Below are 22,715 nucleotides of genomic sequence, written 5' to 3'. Positions count from 1 at the left end.
ACCTATCCCTCGATTAGCGATTCGACGTACCGGGAGACGTGGTCGTCCATCCGGCGCTTGAAGCCGGCCTGCCGGGCGAGCCGGTCGAGCTCCCGGGCGACCAGGCTCCCGTACTGGACCGCCTTCTTCTCGCGGAACGCGACGCCGTCCGGCACGAACTCCCGGGCGGCGAGCCGGAGCGCCTTCTTTCGCTCGCCCCGTTCGTCGACGAGCAGGTCGCCCGGCAGCCGGATCGCCGCCCGGACCACCCGGTCGTCGAGCAGCGGCGCGACCGGTTCGACGCCGGCGCGCCGGAGCGCCAGCACGTCGCGCTCCAGCTGGTCGGGCAGCGTCCCGAGCAGCTCCCGGGCCGCCCCGCGCACCGTCTCGGCCTCTACGCGCGGGTCCTCCGGGGCCCGCGCGACCTTGGCGTACCCGCCGAACAGCTCGTCGGCGCCCTGACCGACCGCGAGCCGGTCGAACCCGTCCGCTGCCGCACGTTCGGCCGCCAGATAGAGCGGGAGCGCTATCTGGACGTCCATGGCGTTGGTCCGGCCGGTCGCCGCCGCTACCTCCGGTACCGCCCGCTCCAGGTCCGCGGGTTCGAGTTCGACCGCGCGCAGGTCCGCCGCCCGGCCCATCAGCCGGGCCGCCTCGCGGGCCGCCGCCACGTCGTGGCTGTCGGGGAAGCCGACGACGTAGAGGGGCGCGTCGAGCGCGCTGGCTACAATTGCCGAGTCGACGCCGCCCGAGAACGCGACCGCCGTGCCCGCCGACTCGACCGCGTCGAGGCTCCCTCGGAGGGCGTCCCGGAGGGCCGCGACGGCCTCGCGGTCGTTAGTCGTCGGCGCGGGGTCGGGAAGGGAGAGTACGCGCTCGGCGTCGGTCCCGACGTCCCCGTCCGGGTCGTCCGGCGCGAGGACGTGGCCCGCCGGGAGCGGTTCGGGGCCGGCGAGGTCGTCGGGCGAGAACCCCCAGGCGCGGTCGCCGCGCTCGGTCGAGCTCTCGGCTGTCTCCACGAACACGGGCTGGCGGCCCAGCGCGTCGCGGACGAGGCGGCCGTCGGGCAGTCGCCCGGCGAACCCCGCGGTGCCGGAGAGCGCCTCGCCGCGTTCGACCGCCCGCGCGACCGCCCCGGCAGGCGCCCCCCGGAGTTCGGGCTCGTCGGCCGCCATCAGAGGAGTTCGCCGAGCCGGTTCCTCACCCGGCGCTTGGCGCCGCCCGCGGCCTGGCGGAAGCTGACGTGCCAGGGGGTGCGCTTGCCCTCGACGCTGGTCCGGCCCGCCAGGATGGCGTCGAGGATCGCGGACGCGCTCCGGTCGTCGGCGTCGATGCGGGTGACCGCCTGGCCGACCATCTCGCCGATGTGGGCGTCGCTGCCGGCGGTCTGGGGGAGGTCGTGCCGCTCGGCGAACTGCCTGGCCTTCCGGTTGCCCCGGCCGGTCAGCAGCCGGGAGTTGTACACCTCGATGGCGTCGGCCTCGGCGAGTTCCGACTCGGTGATGTTGGCCATCACGCCGCTCCGGGACTTCTGGTACGGGTGTGGCACGACGGCCACGCCGCCGAGGTCGTGGATGCGGTCGAGCGTCTCGCCGAACGACAGGCCGGCGGGCACGCGCTCGGTGATGCCCAGCCCGAGGACGTGGCCGGCCGCGGAGCTGATCTCCATGCCCGTGATGCCCACCAGCCCGTAGTCGCCCGCCTTCTCGGCCGCCGCGAGGCTGGCCTCGATCTCGTCGTGGTCCGTGATCGCCAGCGCGTCGAGTCCGACCGCCGCGGCCTGCTCGAGCAGCAGGTCGACCGAGTCGCGGCCGTCGTACGAGAGCGCCGAGTGGGCGTGTAGCTCGACCGATAGCACGGGTGACGGTTGGCAGGGAGGTGGCAAAAACGCCTCGGTACGGCCTCGTGCCGGCGGGCCCCAGCACGAGCGGTGTGGTGACGTTCCCGGTTGAGGTACGGCGGTTCCGGCGGACCCGCTGGAGGCAGGAATCGCCGATCGGCTCCGATCGCTTCCCGGAATCAGACCCCGACCCGAGACCGGCCTGCCCGACGCCGGGTTCGCCGACGATGCGATCGCAGCGAACGCAGAGTCGTTCGTCGTAGACAGACTGCCTATGCCGACCCGTCCCGTACAGCAGCGCGCTGACCGCCGGAACGATGTTCGAACACAACGGGAAGAACGTCACGCCGCCTGGATCTCGGTCTGTGCCGCGGGTAATCGCTCGCGGACCGCTTCCGATGGATCCGCGGAATTCGATTCTCCGGCGAACGGTAGCCTAGACGCTCCTCGCGACCGCTCTCGAAAGCCGCGGTTTCCATCCGGAACTCGAGATTTTGTATATCATTATGCGGTTTGTAAGTTGGAAGCGGACCAGTAGAATAGAAACATAGTTTTCATATATTTTTCATTATATTCCGGAAAACCGGCGAAATGACCTCCTCGACGCCCAGAACGCCGGTCGATTCGGCAGTCCTTCTCCGACGGAAGATGGTATGCACGAATTTGCACATAGAAAGGCATTAATCCGCTCTGTCTGTACAGATGAGTGAATGAGCCTCTCCGAGCCTGACCGCGAACTCGTCGTCGCCGAACTCGGCCGCGAGCCGACCCCGGCGGAGGCGGCGCTGTTCGAGAACCTCTGGAGCGAGCACTGCGCGTATCGGTCGTCCCGACCGCTGCTCTCTGCCTTCGATTCGGAGGGCGAGCGGGTGGTCGTCGGCCCCGGCGACGACGCCGCGGTCGTGGAAGTCGGCGACGGCACGTACATCACGATGGGCATCGAGAGCCACAACCACCCGTCGTTCGTCGACCCGTACGACGGCGCGGCCACCGGCGTGGGCGGCATCGTCCGGGACACCCTCTCGATGGGCGCCTACCCGATCGCGCTGGCCGACTCGCTGTACTTCGGCGAGTTCGACCGCGAGCACTCCCGGTACCTGCTGGAGGGCGTCGTGGAGGGAATCTCGGACTACGGCAACTCCATCGGTGTGCCGACGGTCGCCGGCAGCGCGGCGTTCCACCCCGACTACGAGGGCAACCCCCTCGTCAACGTGGCCTGCGTGGGCCTGCTGGACGACGAGCGCCTCGTCACCGCGGACGCGAAGGAACCGGGCAACAAGCTGGTGCTGGTCGGGAACGCGACCGGCCGCGACGGGCTGGGCGGCGCGAGCTTCGCCAGCGAGGACCTCTCGGAGGACGCCGAGACCGAGGACCGGCCCGCGGTCCAGGTCGGCGACCCCTACACCGAGAAGCTCCTGATCGAGGCGAGCGAGGCCCTCCTGGACCGCGACCTGGTCGAGGCGGCCCGCGACCTCGGCGCGGCCGGGCTCGGCGGCGCGTCCAGCGAGATGGTCGCGAAGGGCGGGCTCGGCGCCGAGATCCGGCTCGAGGACGTCCTCCAGCGCGAGCCGAACATGAACGCGCTGGAGATCCTGCTCGCCGAGTCCCAGGAGCGGATGTGCTACGAGGTCCGGCCCGAGAACGTCGATGCGGTGAAGCGAGTCGCCGAGAAGTACGACCTCGGCTGCTCGGTCATCGGCGAGGTCACGGAGGGCAACTACGTCTGCACCTTCGAGGGCGAGACGGTCGTGGACGTCGGCGCCGAGTTCCTCGGCGACGGCGCGCCGATGAACGACCTGCCCGCCGAGGAGCCGACCCAACCCGAGCGCGACCTGCCGGACGTCGACCTCGAATCGGCCGTCGAGGCGGTCGTCGGCCACCCCAACACCGCGAGCAAGCGCTGGATCTACCGCCAGTACGACCACGAGGTCCAGGTCCGGACCGCCACGGGGCCGGGCGACGACGCCGCGGTCCTCGCACTGCGCGAGGCGGAAGCGGGGCTTGCTATATCGTCGGGCGCCGAGCCCAACTGGACGACGGTCGCGCCCTACGAGGGCGCCCGGGCCGTCGCGCTGGAGAACGCCACCAACCTCGCCGCCAAGGGCGCGACGCCGCTGGCGGCGGTCGACTGCCTGAACGGCGGCAACCCCGAGAAGCCCGACGTGTACGGCGGCTTCAAGGGCATCGTCGACGGGCTGGCCGACATGTGCCGCGACCTGGGCGCGCCGGTGGTCGGCGGCAACGTCTCGCTGTACAACGACTCGCCCTCGGGCCCGATTCCGCCGACACCCACGCTGGCGATGACCGGGACGAAGGAGGGGTACGACGCCCCGCCCGCCGGCCTCTCGGGCGAGGGGACGCTGCTCGTCGTCGGCGACGACGGCGGAAATCGGCTCGGCGGATCGGAGTACCTGGCCCAGGCCGGCGGCACCGACCGCTTCCCCGCGCTACCGGAGAATCCCCGCGAGGTCGTGGAGACGCTCGCCGACGTCGCCGACGACGAAGCGACCCTCGCGGTCCACGACGTGAGCCACGGCGGCCTCGCTGTCGCGCTCGCCGAGATGGTCACCGAAGACGCCGGTGCTGACGTTTCGGTCGAGAGCGTCGCGGCGCTGTTCGCCGAGACGCCGGGCCGGGCGGTCGTCGAGACGACCGACCCCGACGCGGTCCGGGCGGCCTTCGACGACGTCGCGCCGGTCGCGGAGATCGGCCGCGCCGACGGCTCGGGCGCGCTCGCCCTGTCCGTCGGCGGGGAGTCGGTGCGCTACGACGCCGCGGAGATCGCCGCGCTGCGGGACGTGCTGGCGCGCGAGCTCGACTGAGTCGGACGCTCGGCTCCCTTCGAGAGGTTACGATTGTGCGGATTCAGTTCAGGAAGCAGTTCTGCGGGTCGCTCGGATCGGGGGTTCTGCGCGCCGCTCAGGCCGCGACGAGCGGCAGGACGAACGCGACGGCCAGGCCGACGACGAGCACCGCGAGGCCGATGCCGACCTGCGAGGAGCTGAACTCCTGCATCGGCGAGGTCACGCGGTCCATCTCCTCGGCCTCGTGGCCGTGGATGTCGTCGGTGTGGTCGTCCATCTCGGCGTAGTCGTCGTGGTCGACGTCGAGGTTCTCGCTGTCGTCGGCGTCCACGCGGTCGTCCTCGTCGTACTCGGTCATACCCGGACCTTCCGGGGCCTCCCACTTAAGCGCAACCAAACCTAAATCGCCGGAACCCGAACCACCGGTCCGATGGGGGAGGAAGACCGCACACCAGCAGCCGAGAGTCGCAGCCCGGCCGCCGCGAGCCGAGTCAGCGCGGACGGGGGTCGCACCGCAGGGAGCACCGGAGAAGCCGACCGGCTCGCCGACGCCGACTGGGACGCCGTCGAGGCCGACCGCGAGTGGTGGAGGGAGGCGGTCGTCTACCAGATATACCCGCGGAGCTTCTTCGACGCCGACGGCGACGGCGTCGGCGACCTGCCGGGCGTCGAGGCCAAGCTGGACTACCTCGACGACCTCGGGGTCGACGTGGTGTGGCTCAACCCCGTCTACGACTCGCCGAACGCGGACAACGGCTACGACATCCGGGACTACCGGGCCATCATGGACGAGTTCGGCACGATGGACGACTTCGACCGGCTGCTCGACGGACTCCACGACCGGGGCATCCGGCTCATCATGGACCTGGTCGTCAACCACACCTCCGACGAGCACGAGTGGTTCCGGCGCTCGCGCGAGTCCCGGGACAGCGACTACCGGGACTTCTACATCTGGCGCGAGGGCCGCGGCGACGGCCCCGGCGGGAAGGGCGCGCCGCCGAACAACTGGGAGTCGGCGTTCGGCGGGTCGGCCTGGACCTACGACGAGCGGACGGAGGCGTACTACCTCCACCTCTTCGACGAGAAGCAGCCCGACCTCAACTGGGACAATCCCGAGGTCCGCGCGCGGGTCTACGACATGATGGAGTGGTGGCTCGACAAGGGGATCGACGGCTTCCGGATGGACGTCATCGACCTCATCTCGAAGGCCGAGGGGCTGCCCGACGGCGACCCCGACTCGGGGTGGACCGGCGCCGAGCACTTCATGACCGGGCCCCGGGCCCACGAGTACGTCGCCGAGATGTACGAGGAGGTGCTGGAAGGCAGGGACGTGATGACGGTCGGCGAGATGCCGGGCGCGACCGTCGAGGAGGCCCGGCAGTACCTCGTCCCGGACGGCGACGGCCTGAACATGATCTTCCACTTCGAGCACGTCAGCCTCGACCACGGCGAGACCGGCGACCGGTGGTCGGTCGGCGAACTGGACCTCGTCGAGTTCAAGGAGGTCGTCGCGAAGTGGCAGACCGGGCTGTACGGCGAGGGCTGGAACAGCGTCTACCTCGGCAACCACGACTGGCCCCGGATGGTCTCGCGGTTCGGCGACGACGACCTGTACCGCATCGAGTCGGCCAAGCTGCTGGCCACCCTTCTCTTCACCCTCCGCGGGACGCCGTACGTCTACCAGGGCGACGAGATCGGCATGACCAACTTCCCGTTCGAGCGCGAGTCGCAGGTCCGGGACGTCAGCGCCCGCAACTTCGTCGAGCGCAAGCGCGAGCAGGGCTGGGAGATGGACGAGATCCTCGACGTCGTGAGCCACCGCGGCCGGGACAACGCCCGGACGCCGATGCAGTGGTCCGACGGCGAGCACGCCGGGTTCACAGACGGCGAGCCCTGGATGCCGGTCAATCCCGACCACGACGCGGTGAACGTCGCGGACGCGACGGCGCGCGGGGACTCGATCTGGCACTACTACCGCGAGCTCATCGAGTTCCGGCAGTCGACGCCGGTCGCAATCTACGGCGACTACGAGCTCCTGCTACCCGACGACCCCGACCTGTTCGCGTACCTCCGGACGCTCGGCGACGACCGCCTGCTGACCGTGCTCAACTTCTCGGAGGGGACGCCGACGTTCGCGCTCCCGGAGAGCGTCGGGTACGACGACGCCGACTGCGTCCTCTGCAACTACGCGGTCGACGGCGAGGCGCCCCGGTCGTTCGAGCTCCGGCCCTGGGAGGCGAGGGTGTACGAACTGGACTGAGGGGTCGAGCGTGTCGTAATCGATCCGGAGAACAGTTCCGTGACGGGGAGTTTCTGAGACCGGCGCACGCTGGCGCGACCTGGTGTCGCGCCATCGTCGCGCGAGGGACGAGTGAGCGGAGTGAACGAGGAGGCTGGGGAGGTTCGAGGCTCTCGCTCAGTGATACAGGAGACCAAGACGCGCTCACCACCGCAAATCGCGGTCTGGGTGGATGAAAGGGGCCGCGGGCTCGCGGGCCGGAGGCCCTTGGTCGTCTCCGCAGGCAACTATTCGGTGCGGGTGGTGCGGTGAGCGCCGAATATCCTGCGGAGCGACCGCGAGCCCGCGGGGGCTTTCTGAAACGTCATCCTACCGACTCGGCTGTTCGCTCCCGAAGTCGCCCCACCACAGTTTTTCGAAGTAAAACCAACTCCTCTTCGAAGAACTATTCGTCCTCGTAGTGGACCGTCTCGTCGGTCGCGGGGATCATCTTCGTCGCGTCCATGTCGAGGAACGTTGCGGCGTCCTCCTGGACCTCGGCGCCCGTCTCGGACTCGAACGACTCGTTCATCGCGCCGGGGTCGTCGAACCAGAGCTGGGCCACGTAGTCGTAGCCCGCCCTCTCGGGGTCGGTCGGGACCGAGGAGGTGTACCGCCGGAGGGCCGGCAGGTCGTTCACCAGCGGCGCGTGCTCCTCGCGCATGTACTCGATGCACTCCTCGTGGGTCGTACCGTCCGCCCGGGACGCCAGGATCACCATCTTGCAGGTCATGCGGTCCCGGCAGTTCGTCGCCGGCAGTAGTCAAAGTTGGGACGGCGCGGGAAGTGTTGGGAAACTCACCCATCAAAGCGTCCTTGTACGTCCGCGCCGGAGTACCGACCAATGACCGACGGCAGGGTGATCGCCGAGATCCGACTCTCCCACCCCGAACTGGTGCTGAACCGAACCATCCGGGCGGTTCCGGAGATGACCACGGAGCTGGAGTACCAGGCCGTCGCCGACCCGGGGGCGTACTACCTGTTCTTCAAGGTGTACGGCGGCGACTTCGACGCCTTCGACGCGGCGGTCGCGGAGGACCCCACGGTCGCCGAGAGCGTCGTGACCGTCGAGGCCGGGGAGTTCCGCATCTACCGGATGCTGCTGACCTCCACCGACCACCTGGTGCTGCCCGAGGCGGCCAACCTCGGCATGCGGATACTCCAGGCCAGGGACGCCGACCCCGACGGCGGGTGGCTCGCCACGCTGGAGGTGCCCGAGATGGCGGCGCTCCAGCGGTTCCGCGAACACTGCGCCGACCGCGGCGTCGGCTTCTCGGTCGTCCGGCTCTACCGGGCCGACGACGACGCCGGCGCGGAGTTCGGCCTGACGCCGGTCCAGCGCGAGACGCTGGTCGCCGCCTACGAGCACGGCTACTTCGAGGACCCGCGGGACGCCTCGGTGGACGACTTGGGCGACCTGCTCGGCGTCTCGCCGTCGGCCGTCAGCGGGCGGCTCCGCCGCGGCGTCCGCAACCTGGTCGAGTCGACGCTGCTGCGCTGACCGGCGACCACTTAAAACCTCCAGAATGACGCCTCCACCTTCAACCGTCTGCCGCGACTACTCCCGTCGATGACAGACGCGCCGCAGTCTCATCTCGAACCGGTGTACCAGACGACCCACGACTTCTCCGGGCCCCGCTCCCTCCAGCTGACCCTCGTCGACGCGCTCGCGGTCGCCGAGAACGCGCCCCGAACCGAGGTGCGTCCGCTGTACGAGTCGGTCGAACCCGACTCGCTCGAGAGCCTGTTCGCCCACGCGTCGACCCGCGAGTCGACCCTGCGCGTGACCTTCGACGCGGGGAGTCGCCGCGTCGCGGTCGACAGCGATGGTCAGGTCGAGATCTACGAGGCCGACGGCGAGAGCGAGGACCGGGACGGGCGCGAGGGCGACGAGGCCCGTGAGCGCGGCGACTCCCGGGACCCGCACGCCGAGCACCCCCAGGCGTAGCCGGACCTCCGCTGTCTCCCGTCTCGCCGTCCGTTCGACGCCCGACGTGGAGTCCGGACCCCTTTTAACGGTTCAGGCCCTGAGAGTCGCGTATCCAGATGACTCTCACCAAGCGCATCATCCCGTGCATCGACGTGGACTTAGACGACGACGGGAACCCCGCGGTGTACACCGGCGTCAACTTCGAGAACCTCGAGTACACCGGCGACCCGGTCGAGATGGCCCGGGCGTACAACGAGTCGGGCGCCGACGAGTTCGTCTTCCTCGACATCACCGCGAGCGCCGACGGCCGCGAGACCATGCTCGGCGTCGTCGAGGACGTCGCCGACGAGATCTTCATCCCGCTCACGGTCGGCGGCGGCATCCGGACGAAAGAGGACATCAAGGAGACGCTCCGGGCGGGCGCCGACAAGGTGTCGATCAACTCCGGCGCCATCGCGAACCCCGAGCTCATCACCGCGGGCGCCGACGCCTTCGGCAGCCAGTGCATCGTCATCTCGGTCGACGCGAAGCGCCGGTTCGACGAGCGCGGCGAGCACTACGTCGAGGTCGACGGGGAGTCCTGCTGGTTCGAGTGCACCGTGAAGGGCGGCCGCGAGGGCACCGGCCTCGACGTGGTCGAGTGGGCCGCGGAGGCCGAGGCCCGCGGCGCCGGCGAGCTGTTCGTCAACTCCATCGACATGGACGGCACCGAGGAGGGCTACGACATCCCGCTGACGAAGGCGGTCTGCGACGCGGTCGACACCCCGGTCATCGCCTCCTCGGGCTGCGGCGGCCCCGAGGACATGTACGAGGTGTTCACCGAGGCGGGCGCCGACGCCGGCCTGGCGGCCTCGATCTTCCACTTCGGCGACTACTCCATCCGGGAGGTCAAGGAGTACCTCGACGACCGCGACGTGCCGGTCCGGCTCTGAACGGCGTCACGCGCCGGTCCCGGCTCCCGCCACTTCTCGCTCTTCTCTTCCGTCGCTCGCTCCTCCCTCTCGTTGCTCGCCCCCCTCTCCCGTTGCTCGCTCTCCGGTCTCACCCTGCCGCGGGTCCGTCGAAAACGAGGACATTTGGTGTCCGACGGCGGCGCGACCGCGGCGCGACCGGTCGGAGGCGGCGTTACAGGGCGGGCGCGCGGAGCGCGCTCGACTCGTTGGCGGCCGCGGTCGTGGTCTCCTGACCGCCGAGGCCGCCGCCGAGGATGCCGATGCCGATGGAGGCGTTCTCGACGCTGACGCCGCCGGCCCGGACGCTGTCGAGGACGGCGCTGCCCACGGTCAGGTTACCGACCTCCACCGTCGGCTGGCCCTCGATGGCGGTCGCGTTCGCGCCGCCGGGCGACAGCGACGTCTGCACGTTGTTGACCTCGACGTCACCGACGCTGGCCGCGTTCACCAGCAGCGAGTCGATGGCGACCTCCGAGAGCGTGGCGTTCTGGATCGAGGCGTTCGCGCTCTCGGGCGGCGTCTCGCCGCCGAACAGCTGCTCGGCGACGGTCTGGTTCCGGATGGTGACGTCGTGCAGCGTCACGTTCCGGAGGGTGGCGTTGACGACCGTCAGGTTCGACGCGGTGGCGGTGCCCAGCGAGTCGGCCTGGGGAGTCCCCGTCGCGGTCGTCTGGCCGCCGTTCAGCCCGCCACCGGCGAGCGTCGTCTCGTTGAGCACCACCTGGCGGACGGTGGTGTTGGTCAACTGCAGCCGCTGGATGGTCAGGTTCTCGTAGGTGAGTTCCGTCTCGTTCTGGGCCGCGGCGTCGGCCGCCGAGGCGGCCGGCGCGGCGTCCGCGGTCGCGTGTCCGTTCGGCGCCGCGGCGAACGCCGAGGAGGCGCCGCCGAGCAGTACGAGCGTCGCTATCACTACTGCGCGTGTTCTCATGACGGGCGAGAGTTCCTCGACTGTGCCAATAAACGGACGCGACCGTTCCGGGATTCCGTGCCCGATTACGCGGATTAGGCCGCGATTATTCCCGACCAGCGGTCGCGCTCCGCCCTCGTTCGCGGCGGGCCCGCCGCCGGCGGCGATGAACGGAACTGAATGGACTGAACAGTGGCCGCGCCCGGCTGGACGCGGTACGTAGTACCGGATCAGCCGGGGTCGGACCACCGAGGGCCGGACCACCGTGGGCCGGACTGCGGAGGGCCGGGCCACGCGGGGTCGGCGCGTCACCGAGTGAACGCGCGGAGGGACGGAGGAGACGGGGAAGAGGCTGAGAGCAAGCGGGGCGAGAGCGAAACGAGGAACGAGAGGCAGAGCAAGCGGAGGAGAGGGAGGAGAGAGTCCGAAGAGGGCGGAGCGGCGCCGCACGGAACCCCGCAGCGGGCGCCCGGCGGGGTTCAGACCGCGCTCTCGTAGGCCTCGCGGAACGAGGCGGTCTTGTCCCTGATGTCGCCGGCGGCGGTCTCTAAGGTGTCGAGCGGGTCGGCGCCGCCCTCGGTCTTGATGGTCAGCACCGGTTCGGTCTGACCGCCGGACTGCTCGGGGTTCACGTCGTACGTCGCGGCCGCCACGTCGTCCTGCTCGAGCAGAGTGCCCTTCAGCACGTTCATGAAGGTGTGGTCCTCGCCGGCGATCTCGATGGAGAGTTCGTCCGCGGACTTCTCGATGACCCGTAGTTCCATACCCCTCAGTTCTGGTTTCGTGCGTTTCAACATTACGGAACTGCGATTCGGCCGGCAGGCCGCCCGCGCGCACTGGATTGCCGGACACACCGCTCGACGTGCGGGTTCCCTCACATGTCGGTGCCACTATGACGGAGTCGTAAGTGCGTGCCCGGCGTCCGGGGAGGTATGGGGGACGCCGAACGGGCGGAGATGTCGCGACAGGTGTACAGCGAGTTCGAGACGCTGCGCCAGATGGGGACCGACTTCACCGACCTGGAGGAGGTCGTCTCGCGACTCGACGCCTACAACTTCGAGGCGGCGATCGACTGGCTGCTCGACCATCCGGAGGCCTACCAGCGGATGGTCGTCGACGGGACGGGAGACGAGACGACCGGCCGTCGCGGTTCCTGAGACGGCCCGCGGCCGGCCGGCCCGCCGGAGCGATTTCGGCCACCCATTTATACCGCGGTGGGCAAAGACACGGGTATGGTCCAGTTGCCCGCGTGGTTGCCCGGCCCCGTGCAGGTCGCCATCCCGCTCGCCGTGCTCGCGTCGCTCGCGCTGGTCCGGCGGCTCGACGGGCCGGACGGCCGGTGGGGCCGGCGGCTCCGCTCGCGGTTCCTGCTCGGGGTCCCGTGGGGCACCCTCGTCTCGGCGGCGGGCGTGCTGGCGGTGTACCTGTTCGTCCAGGAGGGCTGGAACCACTGGCGCGGTCCCCTCACCATCCCGTTCTCGTCGTGGTCGTACCTCTACCCCGTCGGGTGGCTGCTCGCGCCGTTCTCCCACACCGGGCCGGGCCACCTGGTCGGCAACCTCACCACGACGCTCGCGGTCGCGCCCCTGGCGGAGTACTTCTTCGGGCACTTCCCGACCGAGCGGGGCGAGAACCCCTTCTTCTCGAAGACGACGAACCCCTGGATCCGCGCGTTCGTCATCTTCCCCGCCGGCGTGGCGCTGGTCGGGCTGGCGACCAGCGTGTTCGCCTGGGGTCCCATCATCGGCTTCTCCGGCGTCGCGTTCGCGTTCGTCGGCTTCGCGATGGTGCGGTACCCGCTGCTGACGGTGGTCGCGGTCTCGGCCCAGGGCGCCATCAGGACCGCCTACCGGGCCCTCCGCGACCCGGTGATCGTCGGCGAGGCGTCCCGGAGCTTCGGGCCGCCGTGGTGGTCCGGCATCGCGGTCCAGGGCCACGCGCTCGGGCTGCTGCTCGGCGTCCTGCTCGGGGTCGTGCTGCTCTACCGGCGGCGCAGACGGGTCGGCGCGCTCCGGCTCTGGACCGGCGCGGTCGTCCTCGGGTTCTCGATGACGCTCTGGGCGCTCTGGTGGTACCGCGGCGAGAGCAGCTTCGTCCTCTACCGCGGGCTGGGCGTGGTGTTCGTCGTCGCGCTGGCGGCGGTGACGACCGCCGCCGCGACCGCCGACCGCCGGCCGCTGTTCGGCGACGTCTCCCGCCAGCAGGTCGGGCTGCTCGCGCTGCTGCTCCCGCTGGCGGTGATGGTCGGCGTGGCCATCCCGGTCAACCTCACCGCGGTCGAGGGCGGGAACGCGCCCGGCGACGGTCCCGGTATCGAGGTCCGGGGGTACAACGTCACCTACGCCGAGCACGTCCGGAACCAGAAGGTCTCGGCCATCGACGTCGAGATGTTCGGCGAGACGACCCAGGTGACCACCAGCGGCGTCATCGTGGTCAACGAGGACCGCGAGATCTGGACCCAGGCGGTCTCGAAGGGCCGGCTGGCGTTCGCCGGCCGGACCGGGGTCAAGGTCGGCGGCGTCGGCTGGTCGGAGGTGGTCCGGGTCCGGCGGGCGGGCTGGTCGGTCGCCGGCGGCGGCACGGCGTACCAGGTGTGGCTCCGCGGGCCGGACGACGACCGGTGGACCCACTCGTTCGCGTCCGAACCGGCCGTCGCCGGGCCGACGCTCGCCAACCACACGGTCGCGGTCGCCCCGAACGAGGGCGCGTTCGTCGTCCACGTCGCGCGGAACAACTCGACGGTCGCGTCCGCGCCGATCCCCGCGAAGGGCGAGTCGGTGACTCTCGACGGGATCCGGTTCGTGCGGGAGGGCCCGCGGCTGTTCGCGACGTACGACGGGACCCGAATCAAGATCGCGACGCGAGAGACGTACAACTGAACGACGTCTAGCAGTGGTTGGAGTGCGATTTCTTTGTTCGGAATTCCAGGGGAGACTCAAAGGGCCAGTTCGATACGTACGCGGTGTGAATTGACCACGCGGCTGCTATCAGATTCGGGTTATCAAATCAGCCTTTCACCTATACGGGGTGCTCCAACAACAGTCCCCGCGGTAATCGCAGCACCGACAACCGTGACCAAGAGTGGTAAATCGAGCGCGTACACCACTCCGTACAGCGAACCAACAATCCCCACCACGGCGAATCCAGCAATCACTTCGCGGTTGGTCGATGGGTAGGCCGGCGTCGAATCGGCAACACTCCGCCACACGAGCCAGCCACCGACTGCACTCCCGAACGCCGCCAGGCTATCGAACGAAGGGTGCACAAGCACTGCGACTCCCCCAATTACGACAGCAACGAGTAGTACCCGTTCCGGGTCAGTCCCGGCATCGGCCAGCCAGTAGAGGACACCGAGTACCAGCACGCCGAGTCCGACACCGACGATCACGTCAACAGCGTAGTGTACGCCGAGAACGAGTCGCGAGATTGAGACGAGTACGACGACCACGCCGGCGACCCCTGCTCGTGTCCGATACGTGCCACTGTCGAGGACGAGCGCCAGCCCGCCCCAGACCATCGTCGTCCCCAATGCATGGCCACTCGGGAAGCCAGTGCCGTCCGCCGTCGTAATGCTCGTGAACAACCCTGCGAACACCGACGGTATCCAACGGAGTGCAGGCGGGTCACCCGCACCTGGTGGTCGTGGAAGCATGAAGACGTCTTTGAGAACCACGATAAGGCCGGTATACGTGACTCCAAGTGCAAATACGAACAACCCTCGTCGTCGTTTGATCCCCACGCGGGGGACGTACTCACCAGCGACGTAGAGCACGCTACCGATCAGAAAGTGGAACCAGACGTCGCCTACCTGGGTGATTACTGCGAACAGCACGACGACGCCCCACGGTGCTTGTCCATGAAGGAGTTCGGTGAGCCCCACGCCACGACCACTCCCAAATAGCCATCTCATGAGTCCTCTCCTCCGGACAACTCGTCGTCGAACCGGATTGATAGTCTCTGGGTCATTGGTACTCGGTTCCGACAGTCCTGTGAGGTTGTGTGGTCACAAGCGCTGTCGCGTGTTACGTGGGCGACTCCGAATCTGTTATGAATATTTCGGACACGAACCAAGAGAAATTGAGCGGAATCATCTCCCGGAACGGCACTTTATCCGGGTGGGTGCTTACTGGGTCGTTGTCTCGGTCTCGGTCTCGGTCTCGGTCTCGGTTTCCTGCTCGCCCTCCTCCTCTTCAGTACCGTTCTGGTCTTCCTGCTCGCCTTGTTCTTGTTCGGCGGTTTCGGTTTGCACGCCAAGGACGCTGCCGTCCGTCGCATCAACGAGAACTTCCGTCTCGGTGCCATCCTGCGACAGGAACTCGACTTCCCAGACTAGCGTCTCATTCTCGGTCTCGTTCTCAGCCCCGGCCTCGGTTTCGGTTTCCGTCTCCGCTCCAGTCTCCGTCTCGTTCAACGACACGGTCGTGAGCTCCAGGGCAACGACCGTTCCGTTCGTCTCGTTTTCGGCGATCCCTATCGCCTGCTGCGCTGAGACTTGAACCCGACTGAGGTCAATCTGTTCCTCTTCTTCCTCCTCCTCTTCTTCCTCTTGTTCGCCTTCTTCTTCGCCAGTATCGTCGTCATCTTGCACACCGACATCAAGCGGATTCTCAGCAGTTGCGACAGCACCGCCCAATCCGGCACCGCCGACGATGCCGAGGATGAGGAGTGCCCCCACCCCAATCGCCAGGAATTTTTGTTGTCTCATCTCTGTTGCCCCCGTCGGAATTCGATGACCCGTTCGTACGTTAATCGTCTGGCACGGCAGTCTAAGAATGGTACGCGCGTCTAACGGATTGTTTGGTCACAAGTCACGACCCGGGCTTCCGTGCCCAGGATACGCTATCCCCAAAAGTCGATAATCCTATCCACGGCCCGATCGACGAAGCTCTCCTGGTACCGGACGAGTAGTTGGACTGTGAGTTCCTCGTTCTGCACCCTGTAGCGCGTCGTCCGGCCGTCCTCGACTGCTTCGACGACGCCTTCCTCAACGAGGTTGGAGAGGTGCCAGGAAATCGTCGCCGGGGTGACGCCAACAGCCTCGGCGATCTCGCTATTCCGTGCTGGGCCGTTTTCGAGGAGATGGAGGAGGATACGACGTGTTGTTTCGTACCGTAACACGGCAAGAATCGACTTTTCTTCCTCGTCGAGTTCTCGGGCGACGAACACCCGCCGTTTCCCTTGATACGCTTCGCTTTCCAGTACGCCGTATTGCTCAAGTTCTTGGAGATGGTGCTGGAGCAGTCCGGTTTCCATGTCGAGGTCGCGTTTGAGCTGGTTGAAGTGGATGCCGGGATTCGCCTCGACGTGTTCGAAGAGTTCCTTGCGGGTTGGGAGCGAAAGACCGTCTTCAGCCGCGGGTGCTTTCTCAGCATCCTCGGGGTCAGTCATTGATCAGAACAGCTGGGAAGCGGTTTTGGTTGGCTCATTCTGGTTCCCACGTGAAACGGCGGACGATGGTGAGGAGGAGGAGCAGGGCGATTCCCAGCCCAAACAGGCTAGAGAGCACCTCTATGTATGGGATACCTTGTTCAAGAAAATCTTCGGCTAGCGTGACAACCATATTGATTCCTAGTAGGGCTGCGAGTAAGAAAAGCACTAAGAGGCGCTGGATACGGGTTCGATAGTAGGCGACACCAACGAACGTGAGGACGACAAGGACGATGAGAAGGGTGAGGGAATTGATGAGGATTTCGGCTTCGACCATGGTAGTCAAATACTGGTGATAGTATTTCAGTTTGAAGGGAAAACAAGACGCTAGCCACGACCACGTCCGAGTACGGGGTCACGTAGCGAGGGGCTTATGCGGTGTCTTCTCCGTCGCTGTCGTCCGCTCCTTCTTCACCGTCATCTGCGTTCTCAACCTCTAGCACATCGCCACTGTTGCCGTCAACTTCTACTTCTTTGAGTGCGCCGTTGTCCTGTTCAACGGTGACTTCGTAGACTGGACCGTTTTCCTGTTCGAGGGCCACGTTCTGGGCGGTTCCGCCAACGTGATCGGCTGCGATGGTCTTTGCCTCCTGCTTCGAGAGATCGGGGTCAGTTGCACCGAGCTGGCCACCAGTTGCGGCGAAGCCGATACCGACGGCACCGAGGAGCACGACGATTCCGACTACAAGGACTTGGTTTCGCTTCATGTACACTTCGTGTCTTTATAGGCCGGTGGGCACCTTGAGGGATACGGTACGCGCGTCTAGGAGTGGTACGTGCCTCTAAGGACGATGGATGTGTCTTGTCGAGATATCACCACAACTGTTGCGTGGATTGGGTAATCAACGCTCTGTACTTTCCGTGTTCGTCACCGATAGTTCGGGGTGAGAAAACCGCGCTACTACCTGCTGTCAGGAACGCCTCCTCACGCCCACCGGATCCGGAACACTTCTGCGTCGAGGACCTCCCGCTCGCTGGTCTGGTGGTCGAACTGCCGGGGGAGGTCGAGTTCGGCCCGGAACGCGTGGGTCACCTCGCCGCCCTCGTCGCCGGCGAACGCCTCGACGAACTCCCGGCTCCCGGCGTTGTGGACCGAGTAGGAGACCGACGACACCTCGCTCGCGGTCGCGAGGAACGCCCGGTCGGCGTGCTCGTTGCCGGTCTGGGCGCCGAACGGCGGGTTCATCAGCACCGTGACGTCGGAGCGCGTTGGCGGACCACCGCCGTCCGCCGACTGCGCCGAGCCGAGACAGAGCGGGGCGCGCGTCGCGTCGGCCAGCATCCACTCGACCCGAGTCGCAGACGCGGGCAGCACCGCCCGCTCGTTCTCGCGGGCCCGCGCGAGCGCCGCGGGGTCGCGGTCGAGCGCGAGGACGCGCGCGGGGGACCGACAGGCCGCACCGAGCGCGAGCACGCCGGTTCCGGTGCCCAGGTCGAGGACCGTCTTCCCGGCGAGGTCGCCCTGCACGTCGGCGAGGTGGACGAGATGGGCCGCGAGGTCCGCGGGCGTCGGGTACTGTTCGAGTTCGACCCGGGGGTCCGCGAAGCCCGCGACCCGCGAGAGGCGACGCTCCAGCGCGGCCTTGTCCATGCGAGAGGAGAGGCGGTCGGAGAACGAGAGCGTTGGGATTCGCGTCTGCGGTCGGCGTCAGTTCTCCAGGCTGATGGGACCGGCGACGTCGAGCGCGACGCCCTCCCGGCGGGCGCGCTCGGCGACCGCGGCCAGCGCGGGCCGGACCTTCGACTCGTCGCCGACGCTGTCGAACTCGACGGTCACCTTGCCGGCGCCCAGGAACGCCGCGGCCCGGACGTACTCCCGGACGCGGTCGGCCTCCTCCTGGGTGGCGAACGAGCAGTTCTCGCCGAAGCAGGCGTCGACGACGACGGTGGCGGGGACCAGGTCGTCGGCGTCGAGTTCGCGCTTGAGCTCCCGGAGGTCGTCGGGCGCGGTGGAGGGGATGGCGTCGGCGTCGAGGCTGACGGGCGTGAGGTCCTCGACGCGACAGCGTTCGATCGCGGTGCGGACGTCGGCGGAACGGGTGGCGCTCATCGTTACCAGCACATACCCGTTACTCATACAAAAAGGTTTGTGAATGCCCAGTAGTAATAGAGTGGGTAAAGCGGGCGTTTCACCCACCTGAAGATACTTGCCCGCGTCGGCGCAACCGGCGGGCATGGACCGCCGCCGACTGCTCGCCCTCCTCGGAAGCGCCGGTCTCGGTGGGTGTCTGGGCGCCGACCCGGGCGACCCGACGACCGACACGACGCCCCGGACCGCCACGACGGGACAGCGGACGACCGCCGCGGACGGAACCGCGACCGGTACCGAACCCCCGGACGTCGGGACGGCCGACCCCCGGGGCGGCCCGCCGTTCGACGGGGACGTGCGACGCTACGTCTACGCGCCGGCGGTCGACGACGCCCCGCTCGCCATCGCGCCCGCCGAGCAGTCCGGGTCGCTCCCGCGCGCGGAGTTCCCGTTCACGCTGACCAACGGGACCGACGCGACCTTCAGCGTCAACTTCTACGCGTGGCGGCTCTGGAAGCGCGCGGACGGCGAGTGGTTCCACGTCGCCCCGCGGATGTGGCCCGAGCCGCTGATGACGATCGGACCGGACGGCTCTCACACGTGGCGACTGACCGTGGACAACGCCGACCTCGACCGACCGATACCCCGCGCGGAGGGGACCGAGGAGGTCACCGTGGTCGGTCTGGGAGCCGGAACCTACGCCTTCGGGACCGACGGGTGGTTCGAGGGGGACGGTTATCAGAACGCGGTGGGTCTCTCCGCCCGGTTCGACCTGTCGGGCGACCCGCTGGAACTGACGCCGACGGGAATCGACTCGGTCGAGCGCGACGGCGACGAGGTGGTCGTCCGCGACGACACGGACGACGAGTCCCACCTCGCGACCTACACCGTCACGCGCGTCGACGACCCGCCGACGGAGCCGCGCAGGATGATCGCCGAGCAGGTCGTCCGCGACACGCCGCTCCGGAACGCGCTGGCGCACTTCGAGTCGGGGGTCCGGCAGGTGGTGTACCGGGCCGAGACGTCGACGTACCCGCCGTTCGGAATCGGAGAGCCGCGGTACGTCGCCTACGACGGCGACAGCTTCAGAATCGAGACCGAGTGGGTGGGCGGCCCGCCGGAGTGACCGCCGGGGCTACTCGACGACTACCACGTGCCGTGGAAGGTGTCGAACGAGAGCTCGTCGAGGGGCTTGTTGCCCACGGCGATCTCGTACTCGCCGGGGGTGAGCATCGGCTTGTGGAACTGCGGGCCGTCGTCGGTGGTGATGCGCGGACAGCCGGTGTTGACGAACGCGTCCATGTCGAAGTTCCGGAGGCGGTCCGGAGTGACCTCGTCCATCGTGATGAGGTAGGCGTCGTCGTTGTCCTCGAGAATCTCCTGGGCGGTCTCCCACCGGCCCTGGCCGATCTTGGTGCAGAAGATGACGCCCCACTTCTCGGCGTCCATCGCCTTGTGCACCGAAGCGTAGCGCTGCTTGAGGAACTTCTCGGTGTCGGCGACGGTGACGACGTTGTTGACGGGGTCGGCGATGACGACGTTCTTGTCGGGGTGCTCCATCGCCAGCCCGAGCGGGTGGAACTTCCCCCCGCCGACGTACAGCACCTGGTCGGCGTCGATGTCGGCGCTGGCGTAGTTGCACCCGAGCACCTGGCCCTCGTGGGTGAGCCGGTCGTCGCCCTTCCGGGTGTGGACCTCGTAGCCGCGCTCGTCGAGCCACGCCTTCATCTCCTCGAAGCGGTTCATGTGCTGGGCGGTGGTGACGAGGCCGACGTCGGGGTTCTCGGCGGGGTCGTCGAGCTCCGCGAGCGACTCCTCCATGATGGGGAAGACGTCCACGTTCGAGAAGAGGGGGACGTAGATGACCTTGTCCGTGTTCTTCATCGGCGAGTGGCCGAAGTGGACGAACACGTCGGTCCGCTTCATCAGGAAGGTGTCGAGGTCGCACGCGCCGTAGCAGGGCTGGCCCGACAGCATCACGGTCACGTCGTCGGGCACGCGTTCGCGGATGTCGTCGGCGACCTTCGGGCCGCGCCGCTTCAGCCCCTCGGGGAACTGGAGCCCGACCTTGGTGGCGTCGCGCTCCTCGACCGCCTCGACGATGCGGTCGAGCTCGTAGTCCCACTCCCGGTCGTGCTTCAGCGACATCCCGGTGTTTCGGAGGTCTCCCTCGCTGTACTCGCTGTCCTGGCTCATTGACGGGGTTTTGTCGGTCAGGACGTTTAAGGGCGGTGTTCTGGGGTGGGTCGTGCAGACGTCCGGTGGGAAGCGAAACAGCCGACGCGCTGAGACGGGTGGCCGATCTCACCTCCCGGCGGACTAGAAGGGCGAGGGCTTTCGCGGCCTCCTCGTCTAAATCGGTTGTTCGTGAGAACCTGATCGCTGACACCGTCGTTCCGTTCCCCGTTCTCGCTCCGCCCCGTCACGACCATCCGGCAGGTCTAAACCGCCGGAGTCCCAATCACCGACGCATGAGCGTCGAAACAGACGTCGACGGCGAGGCGACCGAACTCTCCCGCGTCGAAGAGCTCGCGGGCGAACTCGGCGAGGCCATCGCCGAGACGCCGGAGTACCGGCGGTTCGAGGAGACCAAGGAGGCCGTCGAGCAGGACGACGAGGCCCAGGAGAAGGTCCAGGAGTTCGAGCAGCTCCGCCAGGAGTTCATGCTCGCGCGCCAGACCGGCGAGGCCACCCAGGAGGACATCCAGAAGGTCCGGCAGGCCCAGCAGGAGCTCCACTCGCTGCCCGTGATGGAGGAGTACCTCCAGGCCCAGGAGGCGCTGGAGACCAAGATGGAGGCCGTCAACGACGCCATCTCCGAGCCGCTGGCGGTCGACTTCGGCGACCAGGCGAGCGGCTGCTGCGAGGACTGACCGCGCCGTCTCCTTTCTCCTCCGTCACGTCGCCGTAAGCATCAGTTTCGGAACTGGAACGAACCGTTAGGCGATACGTCTACGAAATCTGGCAACGACGCCTAAGTCCCCGCACGTCGATTCTGTTCACGGTGGGAGATATGGCAGACGACACAACTAGGGAGACCGACGGGGACACCAACATCACGACGGACCGCGAGACGATCCGGACGTGGATCGAGGAGAGCGGGTCGAAGCCCGCCTTCCGCACGACCGAGGAGGGCGAGGAGGAACTCCACGTCCACTACCCCGACGACGAGTCGACAGACGACGTCGAGGAGGTCGAGTGGGACGAGTTCCACGAGCGCCTCGAGGAGGACGACCTGGCGCTGGTCCGCCACGGCGACCGACCCAGCGAGGGCCGGGGCCAGTTCGAGTTCGTCGACCGGACCGAGGCCGTCGAGCGCGCCACGCTCGAGGACGAGGAGGTCGAGCAGGCGCTGATGGACGGCGAGACCGTCCGGACCGAGATCACCGAGACCCGGGTCATCGAGCGGACGGTCCAGGAGACCGAGACCATCGAGAGCGAGGTCGTCGACAGCGAGATCGTCCGCGACGAGGTCATCGACACCGAGCTCGTCCGACGCGAGATCGTCAACGTCCACATCGGCGAGGAGGAGGAGCGCGGCATCGCCATCGTGGAGGACCGCGAGAGCGTCGGCTGGGAGGAGGACGTCGAGGAGATCGACGTGACCGACCGCGAGGTCATCACGGTCGACGTCGACGAGACCCGCGAGGTGACCCGCGAGATCATCGAGCGCAAGACCGTCGAGAGCCGCGTGGTCGACCGCGACATCGAGGAGACCGAGACGCTGGAGTCCGACACCATCGAGAGCAGCGTCGACATCGAGGGCGTCCAGCGCACCATCCTGGAGAGCGACATCCTCGGCGGCGACGTCGAGACCGACGAGGCCGTCGAGGCCGACCACGTCGACATCGAGAGCGAGGTCACCGACGAGGGCGTCATCGAGACCCAGCTGTACGAGCGCCGCATCGTCGAGGACGAGGTCGTCGACCGCAAGCGGCTCACCTTCGAGTTCGTCGACGAGGAGCTGCTCAGCAGCGAGACCGTGGCGTCGACGCTGATCGAGACGATGCTCATCGGCTCCGACGCCACCGCGGAGGCCGTCGAGGGCGAGCCCACGGACGTCGAGGGTGTCCGGATCGAGCGCGACGAGACCGCCCTCGACGAGGTCACGACCGGCGCGGAGGCCGAGACGACCGGGACCGTCGAGGAATCGATCTCGCGCGACGAGACGGTCACCGAGGAGGAGGCGAGCGACGAGACGGTCACCGCCGACGAGACCGTCACCGCCGACGAGACGACCGCCGCGGAGACCGACGCGACGATGGGCGACGAGACGGTGGTCGAGGACGAGGAAGTGACGCTGGACGACGACGACGTCGGCAAGGACGTGCTCGACGCCAACGACGAGAAGGTCGGCGTCGTGACCGAGGTCGACGAGGACAACAACCTGATGTACGTGGACCCCAACCCCGGCATCGCCGAGCGCGTGAAGACCCGGCTCGGCTGGGAGGGCCACGACGACGACGCCTACACGGTCGAACCCGACCGCATCTCTGAGATCGAGCGCGACCACATCCGGCTCCGCAGCCTGTAGTCGGCCGGAAGAACAACACTTACCACCTTTCTGG

General features: G+C 67.8%; 24 protein-coding genes. 10 read left to right on the top strand and 14 right to left on the bottom strand.

The window, feature by feature from the left end:
• Positions 1-2 precede the first annotated feature (2 nt).
• Both ACQUQF_RS10815 and ACQUQF_RS10810 read right to left on the bottom strand, forming a co-directional pair.
• On the bottom strand, positions 3-1,154 hold the full coding sequence (locus ACQUQF_RS10815; protein ID WP_435178618.1) for an asparagine synthase C-terminal domain-containing protein: 1,152 nt from the start codon (positions 1,152-1,154) through the stop codon (positions 3-5).
• Entirely contained in the window at positions 1,154-1,837 is a 684-nt protein-coding gene (locus ACQUQF_RS10810) for a CehA/McbA family metallohydrolase (protein ID WP_435178616.1), read from the bottom strand. The genes ACQUQF_RS10815 and ACQUQF_RS10810 overlap by 1 nt, the downstream gene beginning before the upstream one ends.
• A gap of 692 nt (positions 1,838-2,529) precedes the next feature.
• On the opposite strand from ACQUQF_RS10810, the gene purL reads away from it, so the two are divergent.
• Entirely contained in the window at positions 2,530-4,641 is a 2,112-nt protein-coding gene (gene purL, locus ACQUQF_RS10805; RefSeq protein ID WP_435178614.1) for a phosphoribosylformylglycinamidine synthase subunit PurL, read from the top strand.
• A 97-nt stretch (positions 4,642-4,738) separates the two neighbouring features.
• Here purL and ACQUQF_RS10800 read toward each other — a convergent pair whose 3' ends face one another.
• Positions 4,739-4,981, bottom strand: a complete 243-nt coding sequence (locus ACQUQF_RS10800; RefSeq protein ID WP_435178612.1) for a DUF7550 family protein — start codon at positions 4,979-4,981, stop codon at positions 4,739-4,741.
• 72 nt (positions 4,982-5,053) lie between these two features.
• Here ACQUQF_RS10800 and ACQUQF_RS10795 point away from each other — a divergent pair, with 72 nt between their 5' ends.
• Positions 5,054-6,883, top strand: a complete 1,830-nt coding sequence (locus ACQUQF_RS10795) for a glycoside hydrolase family 13 protein (RefSeq protein ID WP_435178610.1) — start codon at positions 5,054-5,056, stop codon at positions 6,881-6,883.
• A gap of 424 nt (positions 6,884-7,307) precedes the next feature.
• On the opposite strand, the gene ACQUQF_RS10790 is transcribed toward ACQUQF_RS10795, so the two are convergent.
• On the bottom strand, positions 7,308-7,634 hold the full coding sequence (locus ACQUQF_RS10790) for an EthD family reductase (RefSeq protein WP_435178608.1): 327 nt from the start codon (positions 7,632-7,634) through the stop codon (positions 7,308-7,310).
• A gap of 111 nt (positions 7,635-7,745) precedes the next feature.
• Between ACQUQF_RS10790 and ACQUQF_RS10785 the strand changes: the two genes are divergently transcribed.
• The 3 genes from ACQUQF_RS10785 (at position 7,746) to hisF (ending at position 9,763) form a co-directional block, all read left to right on the top strand.
• The gene (locus ACQUQF_RS10785; RefSeq protein ID WP_435178606.1) at positions 7,746-8,402 is read left to right on the top strand and encodes a helix-turn-helix domain-containing protein; all 657 of its coding nucleotides are present in this window, start codon (positions 7,746-7,748) and stop codon (positions 8,400-8,402) included.
• 69 nt (positions 8,403-8,471) lie between these two features.
• Positions 8,472-8,849: a HalOD1 output domain-containing protein gene (locus ACQUQF_RS10780; protein WP_435178604.1), complete on the top strand. Its 378-nt coding sequence runs from the start codon at positions 8,472-8,474 to the stop codon at positions 8,847-8,849.
• A gap of 98 nt (positions 8,850-8,947) precedes the next feature.
• Positions 8,948-9,763 carry an imidazole glycerol phosphate synthase subunit HisF gene (gene hisF / locus ACQUQF_RS10775; RefSeq protein WP_435178602.1) on the top strand — a complete coding sequence of 272 codons (816 nt, stop codon included), beginning with the start codon at positions 8,948-8,950 and terminating at the stop codon, positions 9,761-9,763.
• 193 nt (positions 9,764-9,956) lie between these two features.
• Here the strand turns inward: hisF and ACQUQF_RS10770 are convergent, their stop codons facing one another.
• On the bottom strand, positions 9,957-10,694 hold the full coding sequence (locus ACQUQF_RS10770) for a hypothetical protein (RefSeq protein WP_435178600.1): 738 nt from the start codon (positions 10,692-10,694) through the stop codon (positions 9,957-9,959).
• A gap of 476 nt (positions 10,695-11,170) precedes the next feature.
• Positions 11,171-11,455 (bottom strand): DNA-directed RNA polymerase subunit L, encoded by a 285-nt coding sequence (locus ACQUQF_RS10765; RefSeq protein ID WP_435178598.1) that lies wholly within the window; start codon positions 11,453-11,455, stop codon positions 11,171-11,173.
• Between the two features lie 168 nt (positions 11,456-11,623).
• Here ACQUQF_RS10765 and ACQUQF_RS10760 point away from each other — a divergent pair, with 168 nt between their 5' ends.
• Both ACQUQF_RS10760 and ACQUQF_RS10755 read left to right on the top strand, forming a co-directional pair.
• Positions 11,624-11,848, top strand: coding sequence for a hypothetical protein (locus ACQUQF_RS10760; RefSeq protein ID WP_435178596.1), 225 nt, complete (start codon positions 11,624-11,626; stop codon positions 11,846-11,848).
• 75 nt (positions 11,849-11,923) lie between these two features.
• Positions 11,924-13,570: a rhomboid family intramembrane serine protease gene (locus tag ACQUQF_RS10755; protein ID WP_435178594.1), complete on the top strand. Its 1,647-nt coding sequence runs from the start codon at positions 11,924-11,926 to the stop codon at positions 13,568-13,570.
• A 122-nt stretch (positions 13,571-13,692) separates the two neighbouring features.
• Here ACQUQF_RS10755 and ACQUQF_RS10750 read toward each other — a convergent pair whose 3' ends face one another.
• The 7 genes from ACQUQF_RS10750 to ACQUQF_RS10720 form a co-directional block, all read right to left on the bottom strand.
• Entirely contained in the window at positions 13,693-14,571 is an 879-nt protein-coding gene (locus ACQUQF_RS10750; protein ID WP_435178592.1) for a phosphatase PAP2 family protein, read from the bottom strand.
• A gap of 243 nt (positions 14,572-14,814) precedes the next feature.
• Complete coding sequence (locus ACQUQF_RS10745) at positions 14,815-15,396, bottom strand: PepSY domain-containing protein (protein WP_435178590.1); 582 nt, start codon at positions 15,394-15,396, stop codon at positions 14,815-14,817.
• A 134-nt stretch (positions 15,397-15,530) separates the two neighbouring features.
• Positions 15,531-16,079, bottom strand: a complete 549-nt coding sequence (locus ACQUQF_RS10740; protein WP_435178588.1) for a winged helix-turn-helix transcriptional regulator — start codon at positions 16,077-16,079, stop codon at positions 15,531-15,533.
• A gap of 34 nt (positions 16,080-16,113) precedes the next feature.
• The gene (locus ACQUQF_RS10735; protein ID WP_435178586.1) at positions 16,114-16,395 is read right to left on the bottom strand and encodes a hypothetical protein; all 282 of its coding nucleotides are present in this window, start codon (positions 16,393-16,395) and stop codon (positions 16,114-16,116) included.
• A gap of 94 nt (positions 16,396-16,489) precedes the next feature.
• On the bottom strand, positions 16,490-16,825 hold the full coding sequence (locus tag ACQUQF_RS10730; protein ID WP_435178584.1) for a PepSY domain-containing protein: 336 nt from the start codon (positions 16,823-16,825) through the stop codon (positions 16,490-16,492).
• A 218-nt stretch (positions 16,826-17,043) separates the two neighbouring features.
• Entirely contained in the window at positions 17,044-17,709 is a 666-nt protein-coding gene (locus ACQUQF_RS10725) for an METTL5 family protein (protein ID WP_435178582.1), read from the bottom strand.
• Positions 17,710-17,766: 57 nt separating this feature from the next.
• Positions 17,767-18,168 (bottom strand): hypothetical protein, encoded by a 402-nt coding sequence (locus ACQUQF_RS10720; RefSeq protein WP_435178580.1) that lies wholly within the window; start codon positions 18,166-18,168, stop codon positions 17,767-17,769.
• 124 nt (positions 18,169-18,292) lie between these two features.
• Between ACQUQF_RS10720 and ACQUQF_RS10715 the strand changes: the two genes are divergently transcribed.
• Complete coding sequence (locus tag ACQUQF_RS10715; RefSeq protein ID WP_435178578.1) at positions 18,293-19,273, top strand: hypothetical protein; 981 nt, start codon at positions 18,293-18,295, stop codon at positions 19,271-19,273.
• A gap of 20 nt (positions 19,274-19,293) precedes the next feature.
• Here ACQUQF_RS10715 and dph2 read toward each other — a convergent pair whose 3' ends face one another.
• Positions 19,294-20,343, bottom strand: coding sequence for a diphthamide biosynthesis enzyme Dph2 (gene dph2 / locus ACQUQF_RS10710; RefSeq protein ID WP_435178576.1), 1,050 nt, complete (start codon positions 20,341-20,343; stop codon positions 19,294-19,296).
• Positions 20,344-20,618: 275 nt separating this feature from the next.
• On the opposite strand from dph2, the gene ACQUQF_RS10705 reads away from it, so the two are divergent.
• Together ACQUQF_RS10705 and ACQUQF_RS10700 are read left to right on the top strand one after the other, a co-directional pair.
• The gene (locus ACQUQF_RS10705) at positions 20,619-21,020 is read left to right on the top strand and encodes a YlbF family regulator (protein ID WP_435178574.1); all 402 of its coding nucleotides are present in this window, start codon (positions 20,619-20,621) and stop codon (positions 21,018-21,020) included.
• A 140-nt stretch (positions 21,021-21,160) separates the two neighbouring features.
• Positions 21,161-22,681, top strand: coding sequence for a hypothetical protein (locus tag ACQUQF_RS10700; protein ID WP_435178572.1), 1,521 nt, complete (start codon positions 21,161-21,163; stop codon positions 22,679-22,681).
• The last annotated feature ends 34 nt before the right edge of the window (positions 22,682-22,715 follow it).

The sequence above is a fragment of the Halorussus sp. AFM4 genome (assembly GCF_051194995.1).
Lineage (GTDB): Archaea > Halobacteriota > Halobacteria > Halobacteriales > Haladaptataceae > Halorussus.
The sequence above is the reverse complement of the archived record's forward strand: the minus strand, read 5'-3'. Positions and strand labels throughout refer to the sequence as shown.

Excerpts from the sequence above, each read along its gene's own strand:
- ACQUQF_RS10815 (WP_435178618.1), bottom strand. The coding sequence starts at position 1,154 with ATGGCGGCCGACGAGCCCGAACTCCGGGGGGCGCCTGCCGGGGCGGTC.
- purL (WP_435178614.1), top strand. The coding sequence starts at position 2,530 with ATGAGCCTCTCCGAGCCTGACCGCGAACTCGTCGTCGCCGAACTCGGC.
- ACQUQF_RS10800 (WP_435178612.1), bottom strand. The coding sequence starts at position 4,981 with ATGACCGAGTACGACGAGGACGACCGCGTGGACGCCGACGACAGCGAG.
- ACQUQF_RS10795 (WP_435178610.1), top strand. The coding sequence starts at position 5,054 with ATGGGGGAGGAAGACCGCACACCAGCAGCCGAGAGTCGCAGCCCGGCC.
- ACQUQF_RS10790 (WP_435178608.1), bottom strand. The coding sequence starts at position 7,634 with ATGACCTGCAAGATGGTGATCCTGGCGTCCCGGGCGGACGGTACGACC.
- ACQUQF_RS10785 (WP_435178606.1), top strand. The coding sequence starts at position 7,746 with ATGACCGACGGCAGGGTGATCGCCGAGATCCGACTCTCCCACCCCGAA.
- ACQUQF_RS10780 (WP_435178604.1), top strand. The coding sequence starts at position 8,472 with ATGACAGACGCGCCGCAGTCTCATCTCGAACCGGTGTACCAGACGACC.
- hisF (WP_435178602.1), top strand. The coding sequence starts at position 8,948 with ATGACTCTCACCAAGCGCATCATCCCGTGCATCGACGTGGACTTAGAC.
- ACQUQF_RS10765 (WP_435178598.1), bottom strand. The coding sequence starts at position 11,455 with ATGGAACTACGGGTCATCGAGAAGTCCGCGGACGAACTCTCCATCGAG.
- ACQUQF_RS10760 (WP_435178596.1), top strand. The coding sequence starts at position 11,624 with ATGGGGGACGCCGAACGGGCGGAGATGTCGCGACAGGTGTACAGCGAG.
- ACQUQF_RS10755 (WP_435178594.1), top strand. The coding sequence starts at position 11,924 with ATGGTCCAGTTGCCCGCGTGGTTGCCCGGCCCCGTGCAGGTCGCCATC.
- ACQUQF_RS10745 (WP_435178590.1), bottom strand. The coding sequence starts at position 15,396 with ATGAGACAACAAAAATTCCTGGCGATTGGGGTGGGGGCACTCCTCATC.
- ACQUQF_RS10740 (WP_435178588.1), bottom strand. The coding sequence starts at position 16,079 with ATGACTGACCCCGAGGATGCTGAGAAAGCACCCGCGGCTGAAGACGGT.
- ACQUQF_RS10735 (WP_435178586.1), bottom strand. The coding sequence starts at position 16,395 with ATGGTCGAAGCCGAAATCCTCATCAATTCCCTCACCCTTCTCATCGTC.
- ACQUQF_RS10730 (WP_435178584.1), bottom strand. The coding sequence starts at position 16,825 with ATGAAGCGAAACCAAGTCCTTGTAGTCGGAATCGTCGTGCTCCTCGGT.
- ACQUQF_RS10725 (WP_435178582.1), bottom strand. The coding sequence starts at position 17,709 with ATGGACAAGGCCGCGCTGGAGCGTCGCCTCTCGCGGGTCGCGGGCTTC.
- ACQUQF_RS10720 (WP_435178580.1), bottom strand. The coding sequence starts at position 18,168 with ATGAGCGCCACCCGTTCCGCCGACGTCCGCACCGCGATCGAACGCTGT.
- ACQUQF_RS10715 (WP_435178578.1), top strand. The coding sequence starts at position 18,293 with ATGGACCGCCGCCGACTGCTCGCCCTCCTCGGAAGCGCCGGTCTCGGT.
- dph2 (WP_435178576.1), bottom strand. The coding sequence starts at position 20,343 with ATGAGCCAGGACAGCGAGTACAGCGAGGGAGACCTCCGAAACACCGGG.
- ACQUQF_RS10705 (WP_435178574.1), top strand. The coding sequence starts at position 20,619 with ATGAGCGTCGAAACAGACGTCGACGGCGAGGCGACCGAACTCTCCCGC.
- ACQUQF_RS10700 (WP_435178572.1), top strand. The coding sequence starts at position 21,161 with ATGGCAGACGACACAACTAGGGAGACCGACGGGGACACCAACATCACG.